General features: G+C 63.0%; 16 protein-coding genes and 1 tRNA gene. 12 read left to right on the top strand and 5 right to left on the bottom strand.

Annotated elements, in window-relative coordinates:
• Positions 1-139: 139 nt before the first annotated feature.
• From ACTUWL_RS17595 to ACTUWL_RS17570, 6 genes are all read left to right on the top strand, one after another.
• Positions 140-2,515, top strand: a complete 2,376-nt coding sequence (locus tag ACTUWL_RS17595) for a glucose/quinate/shikimate family membrane-bound PQQ-dependent dehydrogenase (protein ID WP_021080942.1) — start codon at positions 140-142, stop codon at positions 2,513-2,515.
• Positions 2,516-2,531: 16 nt separating this feature from the next.
• Positions 2,532-3,890 (top strand): carbohydrate porin, encoded by a 1,359-nt coding sequence (locus tag ACTUWL_RS17590; RefSeq protein ID WP_021080941.1) that lies wholly within the window; start codon positions 2,532-2,534, stop codon positions 3,888-3,890.
• Positions 3,891-4,012: 122 nt separating this feature from the next.
• Positions 4,013-5,332, top strand: a complete 1,320-nt coding sequence (locus ACTUWL_RS17585) for an Hsp70 family protein (RefSeq protein ID WP_021080940.1) — start codon at positions 4,013-4,015, stop codon at positions 5,330-5,332.
• Between the two features lie 138 nt (positions 5,333-5,470).
• The gene (locus ACTUWL_RS17580) at positions 5,471-7,069 is read left to right on the top strand and encodes an ABC-F family ATP-binding cassette domain-containing protein (protein WP_021080939.1); all 1,599 of its coding nucleotides are present in this window, start codon (positions 5,471-5,473) and stop codon (positions 7,067-7,069) included.
• Between the two features lie 156 nt (positions 7,070-7,225).
• On the top strand, positions 7,226-7,864 hold the full coding sequence (locus ACTUWL_RS17575) for a flavodoxin family protein (RefSeq protein ID WP_021080938.1): 639 nt from the start codon (positions 7,226-7,228) through the stop codon (positions 7,862-7,864).
• Positions 7,861-8,763, top strand: coding sequence for a sigma-70 family RNA polymerase sigma factor (locus ACTUWL_RS17570; protein WP_021080937.1), 903 nt, complete (start codon positions 7,861-7,863; stop codon positions 8,761-8,763). Before ACTUWL_RS17575 ends, ACTUWL_RS17570 begins: the two co-directional genes overlap by 4 nt.
• Positions 8,764-9,572: 809 nt before the next feature.
• Here ACTUWL_RS17570 and ACTUWL_RS17565 read toward each other — a convergent pair.
• Both ACTUWL_RS17565 and ACTUWL_RS17560 read right to left on the bottom strand, forming a co-directional pair.
• Entirely contained in the window at positions 9,573-10,160 is a 588-nt protein-coding gene (locus ACTUWL_RS17565) for a GNAT family N-acetyltransferase (protein ID WP_021080936.1), read from the bottom strand.
• A 261-nt stretch (positions 10,161-10,421) separates the two neighbouring features.
• Complete coding sequence (locus tag ACTUWL_RS17560) at positions 10,422-11,651, bottom strand: alpha/beta hydrolase (protein WP_021080935.1); 1,230 nt, start codon at positions 11,649-11,651, stop codon at positions 10,422-10,424.
• Positions 11,652-12,033: 382 nt separating this feature from the next.
• On the opposite strand from ACTUWL_RS17560, the gene ACTUWL_RS17555 reads away from it, so the two are divergent.
• The 5 genes from ACTUWL_RS17555 (at position 12,034) to ACTUWL_RS17535 (ending at position 15,388) form a co-directional block, all read left to right on the top strand.
• Positions 12,034-12,747 carry a thioesterase domain-containing protein gene (locus ACTUWL_RS17555; RefSeq protein WP_021080933.1) on the top strand — a complete coding sequence of 238 codons (714 nt, stop codon included), beginning with the start codon at positions 12,034-12,036 and terminating at the stop codon, positions 12,745-12,747.
• Positions 12,748-12,870: 123 nt separating this feature from the next.
• Positions 12,871-13,410, top strand: a complete 540-nt coding sequence (locus ACTUWL_RS17550) for an SGNH/GDSL hydrolase family protein (protein WP_021080932.1) — start codon at positions 12,871-12,873, stop codon at positions 13,408-13,410.
• Between the two features lie 243 nt (positions 13,411-13,653).
• On the top strand, positions 13,654-14,238 hold the full coding sequence (locus ACTUWL_RS17545) for a protein-S-isoprenylcysteine O-methyltransferase (RefSeq protein ID WP_021080931.1): 585 nt from the start codon (positions 13,654-13,656) through the stop codon (positions 14,236-14,238).
• Positions 14,239-14,427: 189 nt separating this feature from the next.
• Complete coding sequence (locus ACTUWL_RS17540; protein ID WP_021080930.1) at positions 14,428-14,628, top strand: hypothetical protein; 201 nt, start codon at positions 14,428-14,430, stop codon at positions 14,626-14,628.
• A gap of 52 nt (positions 14,629-14,680) precedes the next feature.
• A complete protein-coding gene (locus tag ACTUWL_RS17535) occupies positions 14,681-15,388 on the top strand; it encodes a hypothetical protein (RefSeq protein ID WP_021080929.1) in 708 nt (235 codons plus the stop codon).
• Between the two features lie 151 nt (positions 15,389-15,539).
• Here ACTUWL_RS17535 and ACTUWL_RS17530 read toward each other — a convergent pair whose 3' ends face one another.
• Positions 15,540-16,079 (bottom strand): GNAT family N-acetyltransferase, encoded by a 540-nt coding sequence (locus tag ACTUWL_RS17530; protein WP_021080928.1) that lies wholly within the window; start codon positions 16,077-16,079, stop codon positions 15,540-15,542.
• 66 nt (positions 16,080-16,145) lie between these two features.
• Positions 16,146-16,235, bottom strand: a tRNA-Ser gene (locus tag ACTUWL_RS17525).
• A gap of 213 nt (positions 16,236-16,448) precedes the next feature.
• Here ACTUWL_RS17525 and ACTUWL_RS17520 point away from each other — a divergent pair.
• The gene (locus ACTUWL_RS17520) at positions 16,449-17,312 is read left to right on the top strand and encodes an alpha/beta fold hydrolase (protein ID WP_021080927.1); all 864 of its coding nucleotides are present in this window, start codon (positions 16,449-16,451) and stop codon (positions 17,310-17,312) included.
• Positions 17,313-17,523: 211 nt separating this feature from the next.
• On the opposite strand, the gene ACTUWL_RS17515 is transcribed toward ACTUWL_RS17520, so the two are convergent.
• Positions 17,524-18,678 carry an ROK family protein gene (locus ACTUWL_RS17515; protein ID WP_021080926.1) on the bottom strand — a complete coding sequence of 385 codons (1,155 nt, stop codon included), beginning with the start codon at positions 18,676-18,678 and terminating at the stop codon, positions 17,524-17,526.
• Positions 18,679-18,703: the final 25 nt, after the last annotated feature.

Raw genomic sequence — 18,703 nt, 5'->3', positions numbered from 1 at the left:
TGCGTCAGCGCCGGCGGCAGCATCCACGCCGCAGTTCCAGGTTGCAAGTTGCGATTGGCTGAACCACAGTCCTTGCAGGCGGACACGGTCTTTTGCGCTTGCACGACAAGCCCGGTCCCTCTTGCGCACCGGAGTGGCCATGCAGCGATCCAGGGCAGTCCTTATCACAGCCATCGTCTACGCCTTGATCGGCCTGGTCCTCGCGGCGGGCGGAATCTGGCTCGCCGCCCTGGGCGGCTCCATCTTCTACATCGTCCTCGGCGTCGGCGTCCTCGCCACGGCGGCGTTGCTGCTGATGCAGCGGCGCTCCGCGCTATGGCTGTTTGCGATCGTGCTGGTCGGCACGCTGGCGTGGGCTGTGCACGAGGTGCGTCTCGACTGGTGGCCGCTCGCGGCGCGCGGCGACATCATCTTCCCGATGGCACTCTGGCTGCTGACGCCGGTGATCGTTCGCGCCCTGATTCGAGGCGAGCCTATGTCCTACGCGCGCGCGACAGCGCCGCTCTGGATCGGCGTCGTGGCATCAGCTGCCGTCCTCGTGGCCGCGCTGCTTTCGAGCTATCACGACATCAACGGCACGATTGCCGCATCCGGGCCTGCCGTGCCGCAAAGCGAAGCCGACCCGCAGCCGGACGGCGACTGGCGCGCCTATGGCCGCACGCAGTTCGGACAACGCTATTCGCCGCTCAAGCAAATCACACCCGACAATGTTGGCAAGCTCAAGGTCGCCTGGATCTTCCGCACCGGCGACGTGGCGACGCCTGAGGATTCCGGCGAAACCACCTTCGAGGTCACCCCGATCAAGGTGCGCGACACGCTCTATCTCTGCTCGCAGCATCAGGTGCTGTTCGCGCTCGACGCCAGGACCGGCACCGAGCGCTGGCGCTACGACCCCAAGCTCGTGCACAACAAGACGTTCCAGCACATGACTTGCCGCGGCGTCTCCTATCACGAGACCGCGCAGGGTGCCGTCGACTCCGGCGGCAGCCCGGCGCCAGCCGAGTGCCCGCGGCGGATCTTCCTACCGGTCAATGACGGCCGCATGATCGCGCTCGATGCCGACAGCGGCAAGCTGTGCGACGGCTTTGCCGATCACGGCATCCTCGACCTCCAGCAGGGCATGGGGATCAAGACCGCGGGCTTCTTCGAGCCGACGTCACCGCCGGTCGTCAGCGACAGGATCATGGTCGTCGCTGCCGCGGTGATCGACAATTATGCGGTCGAAGTGCCGTCCGGCGTGATCCGCGGCTTCGATGTCTATACCGGCAAACTGGTCTGGGCCTGGGATTCCGGCGCGGCTGACGAGAATGCATTGCCATCCCCGACGCGGCATTACACCAACGGTTCGCCGAACTCCTGGATCACCGCCTCGTTCGATCCGAAACTAAATCTGGTCTACATCCCGACCGGCAACAACGGGCCAGACATTTGGGGCGGCAATCGCGATGCTTTGGTCGAGCGCTATTCGAGCTCGATCGTCGCGCTCGATGTCAATACCGGCAAGCGCGCCTGGTCGTACCAGACCGTGCATCATGACCTCTGGGACATGGATGTTCCCTCACAACCGAGCCTGGTCGACGTCACCACGGCCAAGGGCGTCGTTCCCGCGATCATCCAGCCGACCAAGGTGGGCAATATCTTCGTGCTCGACCGCAGGACCGGCGAATTGATCGTGCCGGCGCCGGAGCGTCCGGTGCCGCAGGGGCCCGCGCCCGGCGACCGCAGCGCGCCGACGCAGCCGTTTTCCGAACTGACGTTCCGGCCGGAGGCGAAGCTGACCGGCGCCGACATGTGGGGCGGCACGATCTTCGATCAGTTGCTGTGCCGGATCATGTTCCACCAGCTTCGTTACGAGGGCACCTTCACACCGCCGTCGTTGCAAGGCACGCTAGTCTTCCCCGGCAATCTCGGCATGTTCGAATGGGGCGGCATCGCGGTTGATCCCGTCAGGCAGATCGCGATCGCCAATCCGATGTCGCTGCCGTTCAGGTCGAGGCTGATCCCGCGCGGCCCGCAGAATCCGCCGGCGCCGACCGCCGAGAAGCCGGTCGGCAGCGAAGTCGGGACGCAGCCGATGTACGGCACCCCGTTCGGGGTGGACATCTCGAGCTTCCTCTCGCCGCTGTCCGTGCCGTGTTACCGGCCGCCATGGGGCTCGATGGCGGCGATCGATCTCCGGACGATGAAGATCGTCTGGCAGCATCCCAACGGCACGATCCGGGACACCACGCCGCTGCCGCTTCCGTTCAAGATGGGCGTTCCGATGCTGGGCGGCCCGATCACGACCGCCGGCGGCGTCGCGTTCTACACCGGGACCTACGAGTACACGATCCGCGCCTACGACGTGCGCGACGGCAAGGTGCTGTGGGAAGACCGCCTGCCCGCCGGCGCGCAATCGACGCCGATGAGCTACGAAGCGGACGGCAAGCAGTACGTCGTCACCGCGGCCGGCGGCCACGGCTCGTTCGGCACCAAACGCGGCGACTACGTCATCGCCTACGCATTGAAGGATTGAACCGGGGAGCGTCGTCATGCGCGCGTCGTCCCGCAGCCGAGCGAGACATCCGACGGCGATCTATCTTTGGCTGGGCATCGCGGCGATGTCGGCCTGTGCAGGCGGCGACGTCGCGCATGCGGCCGATCTGACCACGCCCGGCGCAGCGGCCGCGCCCGCACCTGTTCCCTGGCTGCTCGGCGACTGGAACGGCGCGCGCACCCGCCTGTCGAATGCGGGCATCGACTTCCAGTTCGGCTACACCAGCGAGGTCGCCGGCAACGCAACCGGCGGTCAGCGGCGTGATGCGGCCTACACCGATCAATGGACCTTCGGCACCACGTTTGATCTGGCAAAGCTCGGTGTCGTGCCCGACGGCACGATCCAGGTCACTTGGACCGACCGCAACGGCAGCAATCTGAGCGACGACGCGCGGCTCGGCACGCTACAGCAGGTGCAGGAATTGTTCGGACGCGGCCAGACGCTGCGGCTGACGCAGTTCTGGTACGACCAGAAGTTCATCGGTGACCTCATCGACTGGAAGATTGGACGGATCACCTTCGGCGAGGACTTCGCATCTTTCGCCTGCGATTTCCAGAACCTGACCTTCTGCGGCGCGCAGCCCGGCAACCTGGTCGGCAACTACATCTACAATTGGCCGGTCAGCCAATGGGCAACGCGACTGAAGTTCAACCTACCGGGCTTCGGCTATTTTCAGTTCGGCGTCTATGACGCCAATCCGAATTATCTGAATGTGTCGCAATCGGCGCTTCCGGTGTTCTATTCGGGGTCGACCGGCCTGCTGATCCCGGCCGAGATCGCCTGGCTGCCGAAGTTCGGCAATCTGCCGGGCAGCTACAAATTCGGCGGCTGGTACGACACGTCGACCGCCCCCGATGTGGTCACCGATATCAATGGTAGTCCGGCCATGCTCAGCGGCCAGCCCCTGCTGCAGAGCCGCGGACGCTACGGCGGCTATGTCAGCTTCGTTCAGCAGGTGATCCGCTCGTCGCAGGTCAGTTCCGCGGGTGCGCTGAGCCTGTTCTTCAACGCGACCATGGCCGATCGCCGCACCGCGACCACCGATTATCAGATCGCGGGTGGTCTGACCTACACCGGACCTCTGCAATCCCGCCCCGAGGACGACATCGGATTTGCAGTCGGCACCACCCATGTCAACGGCCGCATCGCTTGGTCGGAGGAACTGCAGAATCTGGCCGGCCTCGGTCCGGTCGCGGTCCAGGGCAATGAATACGTCATGGAACTCTACTACACCTACCGGCCGCTGGCCGGCCTGCAGGTGCGGCCGAACATCCAGTATGTCGTCGATCCCGGCGGCACCAGCAGGAACCCGAACGCGCTGGTGTTCGGTCTGAAGACCGTGGCGAATTTCTGAGGTCGCGCGTGAAGTCATTGTCATTCGCCGGATCGTGAATTTTGCGCGCTCGGCAAGGGTTGGCAAGCCCGGCCAAAGCCGCTAAAGGTCCGCCCCCTTTCACACCAAATCCCGAGCATGACATGTCGAGCGCTCCGCCCGCCGTCTCGATTGGCGTCGATTTCGGCACCAGCAACACCGTGGTCGCGCTGTCCGATGCCGACGGCCGTGTCGAGGCTGTTCGCTTCGAGCATGGCGGCCGCACGCATAGCGTCTATGTCTCCGCGCTGTGCTTCTGGGAGGAACGGCCCGGCGCCGGCCTGCATCCGCGCGCCGAGGGCGGGCCGTGGGCGATCGAGCAATTCCTCGAGGGACGCACGATCCATCGCTTCATCCAGTCGTTCAAGACCTTCGCGGCAAGCTCGGCCTTCAACACCACGCAGATATTCCGGCAGCGCTACAAGTTCGAGGATTTGCTCGCCGCGTTCCTGCGCACGCTGACGCGCCATGCCGGCGAAGGGTTCGATTTGGGCGCCCCGACCATCATGGTCGGCCGCCCGGTGAAATTTGCCGGCGGCAATCCCAATGACGAGCTCGCGATGCAGCGCTACCGGGCCGCGTTCGAGCGGCTCGGCGCCGGCCATGCGCGCTATGTCTACGAGCCGGTCGGCGCGGCGTTCTCCTTCGCGCGCAGCCTCGATCACGATGCGACCGTGCTGGTCGCCGATTTCGGCGGCGGCACCAGCGACTTCTCCGTGATGCGCTTCTCGCGCCAGGGCGGCGTGCTGCGCGCCGAGCCGCTGGGCCATTCCGGCATCGGCATCGCCGGCGACACGTTCGACTACCGCATCGTCGACCACATCGTGTCGCCGCGGCTCGGCAAGGGCACCAACTACCGCTCGTTCGACAAGGTGCTGCCAATCCCCAATCACTATTATTCGAGCCTCGCGCGCTGGCACCAGCTCGCGATGATGCGGGGCAACGGCGATCTGCGCGAATTGCAGCAGCTGGCGCGCACCGCACTCGATCCGGCGCCGCTGCACGATTTCATCACCATCGTCGACCACGATCTCGGCTTCGCGCTGTACCGCGCCGTCTCCGACACCAAGGTCGCGCTGTCGAGCCGCGACCGCGTCGAGTTCCGCTTCGCCCGCGAAGGCATCGATATCGGCGCCACCGTGACGCGCGACGAATTCGAATCCTGGATCGCCGACGACATCGAACGGCTGGGCGCGACGGTGGACGAGGCGCTCGCGAAATCCGGCATCACCGCGCGCGACGTCGAGAAGGTGTTCCTGACCGGCGGCACCTCGTTCGTGCCGGCGGTGCAGCGGCTGTTCGCGGAACGCTTCGGCGAGGCGCGATTGACCTCGGCGGACCAGTTCGAATCGATCGCTTATGGTCTCGCCTTGATCGGCCACACCCCCGATCCCGACCGCTGGACCTTCGCCGAAGCCGCCTGACGTTTTGCTTCACGCCTTGATGCCGGCGCAATACGCGACTAAAGCTGATCAATCATCAACTCGAGAGGATGCCGACGGCCATGGATTTCATCCGGACAGCAACGCCCATCAGCCTTGCCCACCGGGATATCCATCGCCATGCCAGCATCGATCACGCTCTCGAATCTGACCCTGTCCGCGCCTGACGGCCGGGTTCTCCTTTCCAACATCGATCTCAGTTTCGGCCCTGAACGGACCGGCCTTGTCGGCCGCAACGGCATCGGCAAGACAACGCTGCTCGGCCTGATCGCAGGCCGGCAGGCGCCGCAATCCGGTGCCGTCGCGGTTCAGGGACGCGTCGGGATGCTGCATCAGACGGTGCAGGTGAGGCCGGACGAATCCGTCATCGACCTGTTCGGCGCCCGCCGCGCATTGGCAGCGTTACGCCGTGCGGAGCAGGGCCTTGCGAGCGCAGAGGAGCTCGCGGATATCGACTGGACGCTCGACGATCGCATCGCGGCCGCGCTCGCGCGCGTCGGACTGAATGACGTGCTCGACACCCCGCTGGCGATGCTGTCAGGGGGACAGGCCACAAGGGCGCGCCTCGCTGCGTTGACCTTCGCGCAGCCCGATTTCCTGCTGCTCGATGAGCCCACCAACAATCTCGACCGCGCAGGACGCCAGGCGGTGATCGACCTGCTCGTCGGTTGGCGGCAAGGCGCCATCGTCGTCAGCCACGATCGCGAGCTGCTGGGGACCATGGATGCGATCGTCGAACTGACCTCGCTGGAGGCCCCGCGCTATGGCGGCAATTGGAGCCAGTACCGCGCGCGCAAGGCGATCGAGCTGTCGGCGGCACGACACGATCTGGATGATGCCGAAAAACGCGTCGCCGAGATCGACCGCAAGACAAGGGAAGCCACCGAGAGGAAGGCGCGCAAGGACGGCGCCGGCGCGAGGAAGCGGGCCAAGGGCGACCTGCCGCGGATCGCCGCCGGGCTGCGCAAGAACCGCAGCGAGGACAGCGGCGGCGAGACGGCCCGGCTCGCCGAGCGCAGGCGAACACAGGCAAGCGAGCTTGCCGCCGCAGCGCGGCAGCGCATCGAGGTGCTGCAACCGTTCTCGGTGCAGCTGCCGTCGACGCATCTGCCGGCGGGCAGGATAGCGCTGCGCATCGAGGCCGCCGATGCCGGCCACAGCGCGGACGCGCCGATCCTGCGCGGCCTCACCTTCTTCATGTCGGGTCCGGAACGCGTCGCGATCACAGGCCCCAACGGCGCCGGCAAGACAACGCTGCTCAAGCTCGTCAGCGGAGAGCTGACCGCGTTGCGCGGCACCGTCGAGGTGATGACCCGATTTGCGATGTTCGATCAGTCGGTCAGCCTGCTCGATGCCAAGGCCTCGATCCTGGACAACTTCCGCCGCATCAACCCGGATGCCGGCGAGAACGCCTGCCGGGCCGCGCTGGCGCGCTTCATGTTTCGCGCCGACGCGGCCCTGCAGACCGTCGCGGACCTGAGCGGCGGCCAGCTGCTTCGTGCCGGCCTCGCTTGCGTCCTGGGCGGGCCAACGCCGCCACCGCTGCTGATCCTCGACGAGCCGACCAACCATCTCGACGTTGACTCGATGGAAGCGGTCGAGGCCGGGTTGCGCGCCTATGACGGCGCCTTGCTGGTCGTCAGCCACGATGAGGCCTTCCTGGAGGCGATCGGGATCACCCGCAGGTTCGAGATCGGCGGCCGGCTCCCGCCAAAATAACGAAAACAACCCCATGCAAAGCAGCCGGCGGCCACCGCGACCGCCTGAGCGGCGGTCAATTGGCGCAATATCCTCCGGGCAAAAATTCGCAGCGCATGTCACGTTTCGACGCGCTGCCTTGTCTTAGCCTCTGCAATGGCAGCAGCAGAGGACAGCATGCATCCTATCGGAACCGGCGGCGGTCGCACCCTGATCGCGATCATCTATCATAGCGCGTATGGCCACACCCGGCGCCAGGCGGAGGCCGTCTGGTCCGGCGTCGGGGATGTCGATGGCGCGGAGGCCCTGTTGGTGCCTGTGGAGGACGTGGAACAGAATCGGGATTGTTTGCTGGATGCTGAAGCATTTATCTTCGGCACGCCGACCTACATGGGCGCGGCGTCCGCGGCCTTCAAAGCGTTTCAGGAAGCAACCTCGGGTGCGGTGATGTCCAAGGGCTATCGCTGGAAAGACAAGCTCGCGGCCGGCTTCACCAATTCGGGGGCCCACGCCGGCGATAAGCTCTCCACCTTGATCCAGCTTGCCCTGTTCGCCGCCCAGCACGGCATGCATTGGGTCAATCTCGACCTGCCGCCGGGCAACAACTCCGCATCGGGATCAGCGGCCGATCCGAACCGGCTGGGGTTCTGGCTCGGCGCCGGCGCGCAGTCGAACACCGACGAGGGTGCCGACACTGCGCCGCCTGAATCTGATCTCGCGACCGCGCGCCACCTCGGACGGCGCGTGGCGACGACGGCAATTCAGTTCGCGCGTGGCCGTGAGGCGACTGCCGCGGCCATTCGGGCGGCGTCATGAAAGAGGCGGCTGAAACCGCGGCAGCCGAGATGTTCGCCGATCTGCGGCCACGGCTGATCCGGCTGGCCTATCGGATGCTGGGCTCGGTGGCCGACGCGGAGGACGTCGTGCACGATGCCTGGCTGCGTTGGCTCGCCGCCGATCGCGACCGGATGCGCGATCCCAGGGCCCTGCTCTACACCATCGTCACCCGCCTATCCCTGAACGAATTGAAATCCGCGCGGCGCCGGCGCGCTGCCTATGTCGGACCGTGGCTGCCCGAGCCGTTCTTCGATCCCGAGCAGGAGGAGACCGCCGACGATCTGATACTGCCGTTGATGATCGCGCTGGAGCGGCTGTCGCCGTTGGAACGGGCAGCCTTCCTGCTGCATGACGTCTTCGGAATGGAGTTCGACGCCATCTCCGAGACGATCGGACGCGAGGCCGCGACCTGCCGCAAGCTCGCCAGCCGAGCCCGCGCGCATATCCACGATGCCAGGCCGCGATTCGTGGTCGGCGATGAAGAAGGCCTGCGGCTGGCCAATGCCTTCTTCACTGCGACCAGGACCGGCGACCTCGCCGCATTGCGCGCGATGCTCGCCGAAGATGTCGTGGTCTACGCCGACGGCGGTGGCCGGGTCCCGGCACCTGTTCGACCGCTGGTCGGCCTCGAAGCGGCGATGGAGCGGTTCGCGGGGCTCGCTCGCCTGTTCGTTGTGCATCCCTCACGCTTGATCCGCTACGCAACCATCAACGGCTTGCCCGGCTTCATCACCATCGAGGATGGCCTCGTTCAAACGACCGCCCTGCAGATCGAGAACGAACGGGTCGTTGCGATCTTTGTGACTCGCAATCCCGACAAGCTGCACAACATCCCCGATGCGACGGAATTGATCGCACCTCCCGCGCGGCCGCATTGACGCGCAGAGAGCGCAACGGGGCCGCCACCACGACACGCACCGAATGATCTTCCTCGCCGACGCTCTCAGCGTCGAAGCAAGTTGCTCTCACGATCAATGCTTCGAACGGTGAAGGTCGTTTGAATAATGAACAGCCGAGCACGCGTCGCCTTGGGGCAGGTTGTAGGCGCGGTGCTCGGCTGTCAGGCCGCGCGGCGGTGCGGCCATCCCCGCAGGCTTCACTCACCCCCATGAGCGAGGCCGCCGGAGTCAGATCTCGCCGGTTGCTAAATCCGCGCTGTCGAATGGAGTGCGTTTCGCCAAAGGGCAAATGCGACGAAGCCGGCCAGCAGCACAAAGCCGCCACCGGCCGCGATCAATAGATGCGCGAACGTCATTTGGAACATCCCAATTGTGAAGCATCATGCGGCACGCGATGCGCCGCAATCTGGCAATCAAATGCACTTCAGAAATTGATTTGCCCCGCCGGCCGCCGCCGGACAGCCCGAAAGGTGGCTGGCACTGCGCTCTGCCCACCCTTCGATTTCAGAGAGGCCGTCGAGCCACTCGGCTCTCGCCTCTCATTGTGCGGTTCGTCACACCGCTCAACCGTCACGAGGATAATCGATAAAATTTTACTGACAATCGAAAGGAAAAATTAAGGTTAATGACGTGCGGCCGCTCCGATTGGCTCGTTTCGCCGAGAGCCGCTTTTGTCACGATGGAACGCGGCTCCCAGTCGCGCTCGCGAGGCGCTGGCGTGCGGGCCCGTCAGCGAGGTGAAGCCGCTTCAACGGTCTCCTCATCGCGGGATGGCGCAGCTGCCGATGTCATTGCGGGCAAAGCCCTTCATCCCTCGACGACTCGTTCGGTATGCGGTTGTCGCCCGGCTTACGGGAGCGAGTATCAAGATACCAAAAGAGTGCCACCTCGTCGGCCGTGTCCGAACCCAGTTCGCGATAGAGAAATCGATCGTAGCCGCCGAGGACAAAGCCATAGCGCTGGTAGAAGCTGCAAGCTGCGACGTTGTTGGATTGGGTCTCCAACCGGATCGCTCCCAGCCCTTTGTCACGCGCCCAATCGACAATCCGATCCATCAACGCGCTAGCCAATCCTCGTCGGCGAAATGATCGGGCCACTGCGAAATCATCGACCATGGCGCAGCCGTTCCATCCCAGGCTGGCGGTGATGTATCCGGCGAGATTTCCCGCTTCGCTTGCCAGGAACAGCACCTTGTCGGTGCCGTCGCATCGTTCAAACAGCGCATCGTCCAGCCCATAGGCTTTATGCCTTTGCGAGAGCGGCTCGACGCGCAACGGCACCGCATCGAACGGCTCTACGACGATACGATCAATCTCGAAGGAAAAATCGACGTCCTCAGCCGATCTTGGGAGCGCGTCCGCGCGAATGATTTCCATGTCGCTCAGGATATGGGGGTCGCGCAGGAGAAAGCCAGCGGATCACTATTGATGCGGATCGTCGCTGTTCATGTGCCCGGCAATCCCGACAAGCTGCAGAAGGTGCCGCAATGGCAGCAGCAGAGGACACCATACACGACGTCGGAACCGGCGACGGAAACGCCCGGATCCCGATCGTCTATCATGGCGCCTACGCACCCTACTCAGCTCAACAACCTGGTGCCGGCAAGTGCCGGCAGAGGCAGCTGGCAACCGGCTACGCTATTCTCGACATGACGGGTCAAGCCGATCGTCAACTTCGGTCGTCATCACCGAACCGTCCGCCTCGAACAGCCCAACCGCTCCGCACGGCGAAGTCGAAACGTCGAAGTCGAGCGGCCCGCAAGTAATCATGCAATAGTCGTAGGCCGAGCGCTGATCGTTTCCCATCAGAAACTGATAATGGATCTGCATGAAGTTGAAGCGATGACGTTTGAAGCGCATCGGACTGACCATCGAATGTATCTGGACGCGCCGAATCCTCGGGCGGCAACCCGGATGGTCTCGACTGACACGTTTCAGGGTGACGGGGTCGAAGCGATAGAAGCTGATTGCGTCATCTCGTGCCTGGTATTCGACCCAGTCTATCGCTGGCGTTCCGGCCACGAGTTGCGCCGCTTCCCGTATTTGCCCCCCCATCGGATGTAGCGAGAATTTAGGTATAGTGGCGCCGACCGTGAGAATGCATAGCTTGGGTCCGCACGCTTCGAGCGGAGGATCCGATTTCAGCGCGCGCGCGACCGCCGCAATTGTGAGCGCCGCACCAAGGGAATGGCCAATAATCAGAACTTCATCAACTTCTGCGGCCCGAACCGTTCTTGCTATCAGGTCCGCAAAAGCGCCGAGCCGCTTATCAAGTTCGCTCTTCCGCCCGTAAAGAAATTGGTGGGAGAAAATGGCATCATCGAGAATGTGATTTATCCTGCGCCTTGGTCCAATCCAGAGCATCGCGCCGACGAAGATGGCAAGCGACAAAAAAAATCCAACCAGCAATTCTATCCAAAATGTCGCGTGTATGAGCCTGATCAACAGATATGACAGCCCAACGCTGCAAAATGCGATCAGCAGCAAACAGCAATATGGAAACATGAAAAAGAGAGCGTACTTCCAGCTTGCGATCGCGTATCTGAATATCGTTCCCGTTACGATGAAATCGAACAGCGCTTTCAACGATTGAACGAGGCGAGACACGAAGCCGACTTTCGCGTCGCACCGGATGAGATCATCCCAGCGGAGCATTTCGAAGGTGGAGTGAGTTTTCCAGTTCGGCCCCCACGCTTCCAGGCTGCATGAAGCACTAATTGCAGAAGTGCTCGATAATTCCGACAGCCGTGAGGAAGCGCCCCAAATCTTTTGGAAGCTCGAGAGCGACCGCCGCAAGCGTTCGACCTGCTCTTCGGGGGTGATTGGATCGTAACCACCGATATGGAAGACGTGCCGCCGCTGGATCATCTAGGCAACTCGATTTCTGGAAAGAAATTGATCGGCATCTGTTCTGAAAAACGGAATTTTGCGGATGATTAGCGCCTCCTCGTTGCCCGCCGGTCCTTGGTGAACCTGACGTGGATGATGCGGACTTTGACCTGTAAAATTACCACTTCGTCCGCGGGGTGGCACTCGTTGAGTTTGGCCTTGAGCAAAAAAGTGCGGCGTCCTTTGGCGGCATTGACGTGGAGGGCCCTGATGGTCGCGGCACGTCGATCGCTCTTCGTGTGGCAGATACGCGACAGTGAGGCAATTGTGCGCCTCAACGCGCTTTTCAAGCCGTTCATGAATTGCCACGATTCCCGAGTCTGATTTAATGCGACTAGACCTGAGGGTGAGGATTCTGAAGATGGAGAGAGTGCGGCACAGCGCAGCGCTGATTTGCGCCGGCTTGATGATTGTTTTTGCAAGCAGCTTGTTTTTGAACAACGGGGCTCAGGCGAAGCCCGGAACGAGGGTTGCGCTGAGATCGATCAGTTCGCCCGCTCGCATGCCGTCTTCTACGGCGCACGTTTACTTGTTCCGCGGACTACTGAACGTCTTTTCGTTGGGCATGGACAGCCTTGCCGCCCAGCTGCAAGCGGCTGGCGTTGCCGCAGTTGTTGCAAATCATACCCAATGGCGAAGCGTCGCCGACGACATCATCGAGAGATATAGGGCAGGCCAGCGCGGGCCTATCATCCTGGTGGGGCACTCTCTTGGTGCAGATGCCGTGATGTCGATGGCAGAGTACCTTGGTCAAATGGGCGTGCCCGTTGCGCTGGTTGTTCCATTTGACGGAACATCGTCGCATATGGCATCGGCCAATGTCGGGCGCGTTCTGAATCTGTACAAGAGTGAAAGCGTTCGAATCGGTCGCGGACCCGGTTTCCGGGGGGAGCTGACAAATTTTTATGTTCGTGACGTAAACATCACTCACTTTAACATCGATAAGGACCCAGCGTTGCATAACATGGTGCTACGAAAGGTCCGCTCAATCGGATCGGCTGTCGCGCACCCACGAAGAAATCAGGGGCCTTCGAACCTGGTTTCACCTGCAGCCCGGGCTTCGACCACTTCCTAGCATACCACCCGAAAGACCATTTGAAGTTGGTGTTGACGCAAGGTGTGAGGCTTAGATTAGGTCCTTGAAGGAGCCCGGTGTCGGTGTTGTTTTCTTGAGCACTTCAAGCCGGAGAGGGACTCAGTGACGCCATTCAGAAAACTCTCAATCGCGATCGCCCTGTGTTGCGCGGCGACCGTGTGCGCAGCCTTCTCCAAGCCGATTCACATCGTGGCAGTCGGCGCAAGCAACACCCAGGGCTGGTACGTCGGGAAGCAAGGCGCCTACCCGGCCAAGCTGGAGGCCTTGCTGAGAGAAAAGGGCGTCAACGCGACCGTCGCCAATGCCGGAGTGCCCTTTGACACCACCGCCGGGATGCTCAAGCGCATTGACAGCGATGTGCCAAAGGGGACCGACATCGTCATCTTGCAGCCTGGAGGCAACGACAGGCGCTTCCTCGTCACGAAGGAGCAGCGGGCGGCCAACATCGCGGCGATGGAGCGGCGGCTCCGTGATCGCGCCATCAAAGTCATTTTGTATGACGAAGACATTCCTGCGCAGTACTACGCTTTCGACCTCATTCACCTCACGGATGCGGGGCATGCCTTCATAGCGTCGCAGTTGCTCCCGCGCGTGTTGGAGATAGACCGGAGGGCCACCGTGGCTTCGCCGCGCGCGAGATAGAAAAAGCCTTTCCGTGCCGGCGTCGTGCTATCCGGCAACGGTGCAAACCCGGCAACGCATCCGCCCGGGATCCAACCTGTCGGACTGCCAACTAATCGCTGGAAACGACCCGCAAGCGCTGTATGATTGGTTGATGCCGGTCTGTGGACCTGTTTCTGTCAGATCCTGGACGCTCGCCAAGGATGGCACCCTTTCGATGATCGGCGAAGATGCGGCGCCAGCGACACAAGCGCGTGGTCCACGATGACGCCCGATATTGCCAAGTTCGTGTTCGTGATGATGGCGGTCGGTTGGTATCTCATCCGCTACAGACACGCGCGTCGAGCTCGCCGTGAAAAGGTCACGAGGAGCGCCCGAGGCTGGCGCGAAAACACCCTGCTGCTGATATCGCTCACGGGTCTTGGCATTGTGCCACTCATCTACACCGCGACGGCCATGCCTCATTTCGCATCATACGCCTTCCGGCCGGCTCAAGCCTGGCTGGGTGTTTTGGTCGCGGTTGCGGCGCTGGTCATGTTCCGGCTGACTCACCGAGCCCTTGGTCGGAATTGGTCCGTAAGCCTCGACGTGCGGGAGAATCATCGCCTGATCACAGACGGTATTTATCGGAGAATTCGCCATCCGATGTATACCGCGTTCTGGCTCTGGGCTGTTGCTCAGGCATTGCTGCTCCCCAACTGGGTGGCTGGTTTCGCTGGCCTGATCGGATTTGGAACCTTGTTTTTCGGGCGGATTGCCAAAGAAGAGCAGATGATGGTGGACACCTTCGGCGACGAGTATCGCCAGTATATGGCCCGGACCGGACGCCTTTTGCCGCGGCTTTTCTGAACCGGCTTGCAGGCTGCTCTCGCCGAACTCACGTCCGGATACACACGCAAAGCGACAGCCCCGTGCCGTTTTTGCCACACTCGGCAAGGAAACGACCGCGCGAGCACCAGCTTTGCGAGAGCGTTAATTACGCCATCGCCGTTAGAGGGTAATCTGTTCATATTGACGCTACCCATCTTGGAGATCACGATGCTGAAGTTCCTGGTTGCTGGAGTTGCGACATTCGGTTTCATGGCTGCTGTCAGCGCGGCAGACCTCCCCCACCCGCAGCCGGTTGCGGAAACGGCTCCGATTGGCAAGGCACCGATCGGCAAGTATCCGGTTGGCAAGTCCCCCGTCGGCAAGTACCCGGTCGGAAAAGCTCCTGCTCCGATCGTGACGAAGGGATAGCTCGGGCAGCAAGGCGCTGCTTGGGATTGACTACCCTTGTGAGGGCTTGAACGTGCCAGAATCCAACCGGAAACGGAACGGCTTGCGGTTGCTTGCCGGAATTGGTGTCATTGTGGCTTCCATGACTTTGGAAGCCGGCATCGGTCATGCGCAGCAATTGGCGGCGCAATCGGATCAAGCGCCGCTGCCGCAGGACAAGCCGCGCAAGCCGTCGACGAGAGCGGTTGTGGCAGCGGCCGTCGCTGGTCCGAACGGTCCCGCCTCCGAAGCAGCCGCGAAGCCGGCTCGAAGGGCTTCAGTCAAAGGGCCATACTACGTCGACTTTCGTGCCCGCACGGCGGCTTCCTATGGGCATGCGTTTGTCTGGTACGGCAAGACAAGCGAAAAGCAGGTCGAGGTCGCGGGGCTGCATCCGGCAGGCGATGTCCTGCCTTATGTGCTGGGACATCTGACTTGGGTGCCCTCCGAAACCGGAGCAAGTTACGGTGACCTCGACGAGCAGTATTTGACGGCCAGCTATCGCGTTTACCTGAGTGAGGCCGACGCGAAGAAGGTTTTTGCGTATATCAAGCACCTCCAGGCGACCTCGCCTGTTTGGAATGCGGAGACGACCAATTGCACGGCCTTTATTGGTCGCATCGCCAACTTCATGGGTCTGAAAGCTCCATTCCATTTGTTGAAGCCTGAGGAATACGTGAACCAGTTGAGAGAGTTGAACGGCGGACGCCAAACGGCGCAGTTGGCTGCTTCGGATCAATAGATTTCTCGCCCGGCTTCATCACCATCGAGGACGACCTTGTCCAAGCGACCGCCTTGCAGGTCGAAGGCGAGTGGATCGTTGCTGTTGTGCGACCCACAATCCCGACAAGTTGCAGAACGTGCCTGAAGTGACGGGATGGCGAACTGACCGTTCAGCGCACCCGATAGCGATAGACGAGATCGTCGGGGTCTTCGCGCGGCGCCGACGGATCGAGCACACCGCCCAACCGCTTCGCCACCGCAGCCGACATCGCATTGTCCGGCGCCATGTAGCTGACGAGCGTCGAAAGCTTCAGCGTCGCAAACGCCCAGTCGCGCAATGCACGCGCCGCTTCGGTGGCGTAGCCATGCCCCTCATGCCCGTCATAGAGCAGCCAGCCGAGCTCCTGCTCCGGAAACAGCGGCCCGTGGTTGATGCCGACCTGGCCGATGCACTGCTTCGACGCGGTGAGTTCGATCATCAGCGCGCCATGCCCGAACAGGCGCCAGCACGCCAGATCGTGACAAAACATCCCCCACGCCGCGCGGACATCGAACGGCCCGCCCATGCCGGCGGAGCGCGGCGAGGCCAGGAACGCGAGGTAAGCGGGGAAGTCATCGATCGCCTGCGGACGAAGCGTCAAACGAGCGGTGCTGATGGTTGGAATGTCAGTGGTCATCGGCTTGTCGTCACGCGCCGCGGACCGGGTCACGGCCAGCCGCGGTCTCCTGCTCCGGCACAGCCGGATAGCTCTGGCGGGTTCGGATCGGGCGAAGGGTGGCGGAGAGGGAGGGATTCGAACCCCCGATAGGCTTGCACCTATGCCGCATTTCGAGTGCGGTGCATTCAACCACTCTGCCACCTCTCCGATGGCCCGGGTGATTTGCGCCACCCGCGGTCGGGGCGTGTTCTAGGCGAGGATGACGGGACAGACAAGGCGCTGCAATAATATTTCCGTCACCGGCGCATGGCGCGGCCGAAGCAGCGCCATGACGGGAGAAAGTGCGCGGAAACAACGCGCTAGCGGGACACCTCGCGCGCGGTCAGCGCACGGGCGAGCCGGAAGCAGCAGGAGCGGACCATGGATCATGCAACGATTCGAGCCAACGGCGCGGCGTTCCACGTCGTGCGGACCGGCCGCGGCAAGCCGCTGCTGCTGCTGCACGGCTGGCCGGAATTCTGGCTGACCTGGAAGCCGGTCATGGCGCGGCTCGCCGACCGCTACACCCTGATCGCGCCCGACCTGCGCGGCTTCGGCGACAGCGACAAGCCGACGGGCCCTTACGGCCCCGATCAGCATACCGACGACATGCTGGCGCTGCTGGACGCCCTCGGCATCGACAGGGCCGGTGTGGTCGGCCACGACGTCGGCGGCGCGGTGATGCAGCCGCTCGCCCGCAAGGCGCCGGACCGCATCGCCGGGCTGTTGTTGTTCGATTTCGTCTATCCCGGCATCGGGCCACGGATGGCCGCGCCGGACCGGCTGAATCACATCTGGTACCAGTCGTTCCACCAGATGGAGATGGCGCCCGCGCTGGTCGGCGCCAGCCGTGAAAACTGCCGCACCTACATCGGCCATTTCCTGCGCAACTGGACGCATCGCAAGGCCGCGTTCGACGACGTGATCGAGGACTTTGCCGACAATTTCTTCAAGCCGGGCAACCTCGCCGGCGGCTTCGCGCATTATCGCGCGTCGCATGCGGGGCGCGTCAAGATGATGCAGGGCGAGGCGCCCGCGCTGCCCCCGATCACGGTGCCGACCTGCATCCGCTGGGCCGAGCACGACCCGCTGTTTCCTTACTCATGGACCGACCGGCTGGGCGAGACCTTCTCCAACCTCGATCTCGCGATGTTTCCCGATGTCGGGCATTTCCCGCATCGCGAGGACCCCGATCGCGCAGCCGCCGAGATCGCAGGGTTCTTCGAGCGGATCAATTGGAGGTGAGAGAATGGTGGGACCGCCAGGACGCGACAAAAACTGGCGGTCCCGTGCCGCTTCTTAATATTGCAGGCCGGGAAGTGCGGCTTCGCCGGTCGGCGGGAGCGACACGGTCCACGGTAGCGGCGCCCGCTGGATCGGCAACGCGAAGCCGATCTTAACCTAACCGGTCAACCTTACCGCGCGATCCCGGGCCGTATGACCACGGATGAAATCTTCAGGCGTCGGCCTTCTTGGCTTTTTTGGTCTTCTTCTCGCCATTGTCGCCATCGTCGTTCTTGGCCTTGTCGGCCTTCTTGTCGTCCTTGCCGTTGTCTTTCCTGCGATTGGTGTAGCGGGCATTGCCGAGTCCGGTTCCGATCGTCAGCACGCCCCAGCGCGTGACATCCTGCATGAAAGGGACCTCGGCCAGCCCCTGCGCCACGCCGTCATTGTGCATCACGATCGCGGTATCATGATCGCCGATCTGCGGAATCGCCTCGACCAGGCTCGCCGGCAGGTTGAACTTGCTGCTCTCCCAATTGCCCGGCAGGTTCTGCGCGCCCTTCTCGATTCCGCCGTCCTCCTTGATGACGCCGGGACAGGCGATGCCGATGAACGGCGCGAGCCTGAGATTCTCCTTCTCGGCGGCGGCAATCAGATCCTTCAGCATCTTCACCAGCCGCTTCACCGCGCCTTCGCGCGTCGGCTCGTCATCGGCATGGCGCCACAGCTCCGACTTCCAGACCGTCGCCTTGGAGAGATCGGGCGCCTTCTTCCAGCGCGTCTCGACGACACCGCAGCGGATATTGGTGCCGCCGATATCGACCGCGAGCACACCGTCATGGGCCTCGAAGATCCACGACGGCGCCAGATGCAGCGTGCCGATCAGCCCGGCATCATCGGGATGGAAGCGGATCGGCACCAAATCGACCTTGAAGTCCTCCGACTTCAGGATGATGTCGGTGCGCGCGATCGCGAGTTCGCCGAGCCTGGAGTCGCGGAAGCCGCCGCCGACCACGATGCGCTCGGTCTTGGCCCAGGCCTTGGTGTTGAGGAAGCGCCGCGTCACGTAGGCGAGCTCCTGGGCGAACTCCTCGATCGCGCTGTGCACGACCGCGGAGGCTTCGGTGTCGTCGCCGACCAGCATCTCGTCGAGCTTCTTCTTGCTGATCTTGTCGGACGGCTCGTCGCCGAACGGATCCTCGCCGGATTTGCGCAGCGGCTTGCGCCAGCGATCGAAGATCTTGCGGAACGCGCCCTTGGAGGCGCGATCGCCGAGAAAGCCCTCGTCGTCCTTCAGCTCGATGTTGAAGCTGTCGATATCGACGGAGGGCAGCCGCGCGGCACCGTGGTGCGCGATGCCCGTGGTCAGTCCGGTGTCGTCAGCCATTCGCCTGCCCGCTTGAGGTTCCGTC

The organism is Bradyrhizobium sp. WCU1, from assembly GCF_053474805.1.
The sequence above is the reverse complement of the archived record's forward strand: the minus strand, read 5'-3'. Positions and strand labels throughout refer to the sequence as shown.

What these genes read in the sequence shown, in the direction of transcription:
- ACTUWL_RS17595 (WP_021080942.1), top strand. Translation starts at nt 140, where the DNA reads ATGCAGCGATCCAGGGCAGTCCTTATCACAGCCATCGTCTACGCCTTG.
- ACTUWL_RS17570 (WP_021080937.1), top strand. Translation starts at nt 7,861, where the DNA reads ATGAAAGAGGCGGCTGAAACCGCGGCAGCCGAGATGTTCGCCGATCTG.
- ACTUWL_RS17565 (WP_021080936.1), bottom strand. Translation starts at nt 10,160, where the DNA reads ATGGAAATCATTCGCGCGGACGCGCTCCCAAGATCGGCTGAGGACGTC.
- ACTUWL_RS17585 (WP_021080940.1), top strand. Translation starts at nt 4,013, where the DNA reads ATGTCGAGCGCTCCGCCCGCCGTCTCGATTGGCGTCGATTTCGGCACC.
- ACTUWL_RS17575 (WP_021080938.1), top strand. Translation starts at nt 7,226, where the DNA reads ATGCATCCTATCGGAACCGGCGGCGGTCGCACCCTGATCGCGATCATC.
- ACTUWL_RS17555 (WP_021080933.1), top strand. Translation starts at nt 12,034, where the DNA reads ATGGAGAGAGTGCGGCACAGCGCAGCGCTGATTTGCGCCGGCTTGATG.
- ACTUWL_RS17560 (WP_021080935.1), bottom strand. Translation starts at nt 11,651, where the DNA reads ATGATCCAGCGGCGGCACGTCTTCCATATCGGTGGTTACGATCCAATC.
- ACTUWL_RS17520 (WP_021080927.1), top strand. Translation starts at nt 16,449, where the DNA reads ATGGATCATGCAACGATTCGAGCCAACGGCGCGGCGTTCCACGTCGTG.
- ACTUWL_RS17515 (WP_021080926.1), bottom strand. Translation starts at nt 18,678, where the DNA reads ATGGCTGACGACACCGGACTGACCACGGGCATCGCGCACCACGGTGCC.
- ACTUWL_RS17545 (WP_021080931.1), top strand. Translation starts at nt 13,654, where the DNA reads ATGACGCCCGATATTGCCAAGTTCGTGTTCGTGATGATGGCGGTCGGT.
- ACTUWL_RS17540 (WP_021080930.1), top strand. Translation starts at nt 14,428, where the DNA reads ATGCTGAAGTTCCTGGTTGCTGGAGTTGCGACATTCGGTTTCATGGCT.
- ACTUWL_RS17580 (WP_021080939.1), top strand. Translation starts at nt 5,471, where the DNA reads ATGCCAGCATCGATCACGCTCTCGAATCTGACCCTGTCCGCGCCTGAC.
- ACTUWL_RS17590 (WP_021080941.1), top strand. Translation starts at nt 2,532, where the DNA reads ATGCGCGCGTCGTCCCGCAGCCGAGCGAGACATCCGACGGCGATCTAT.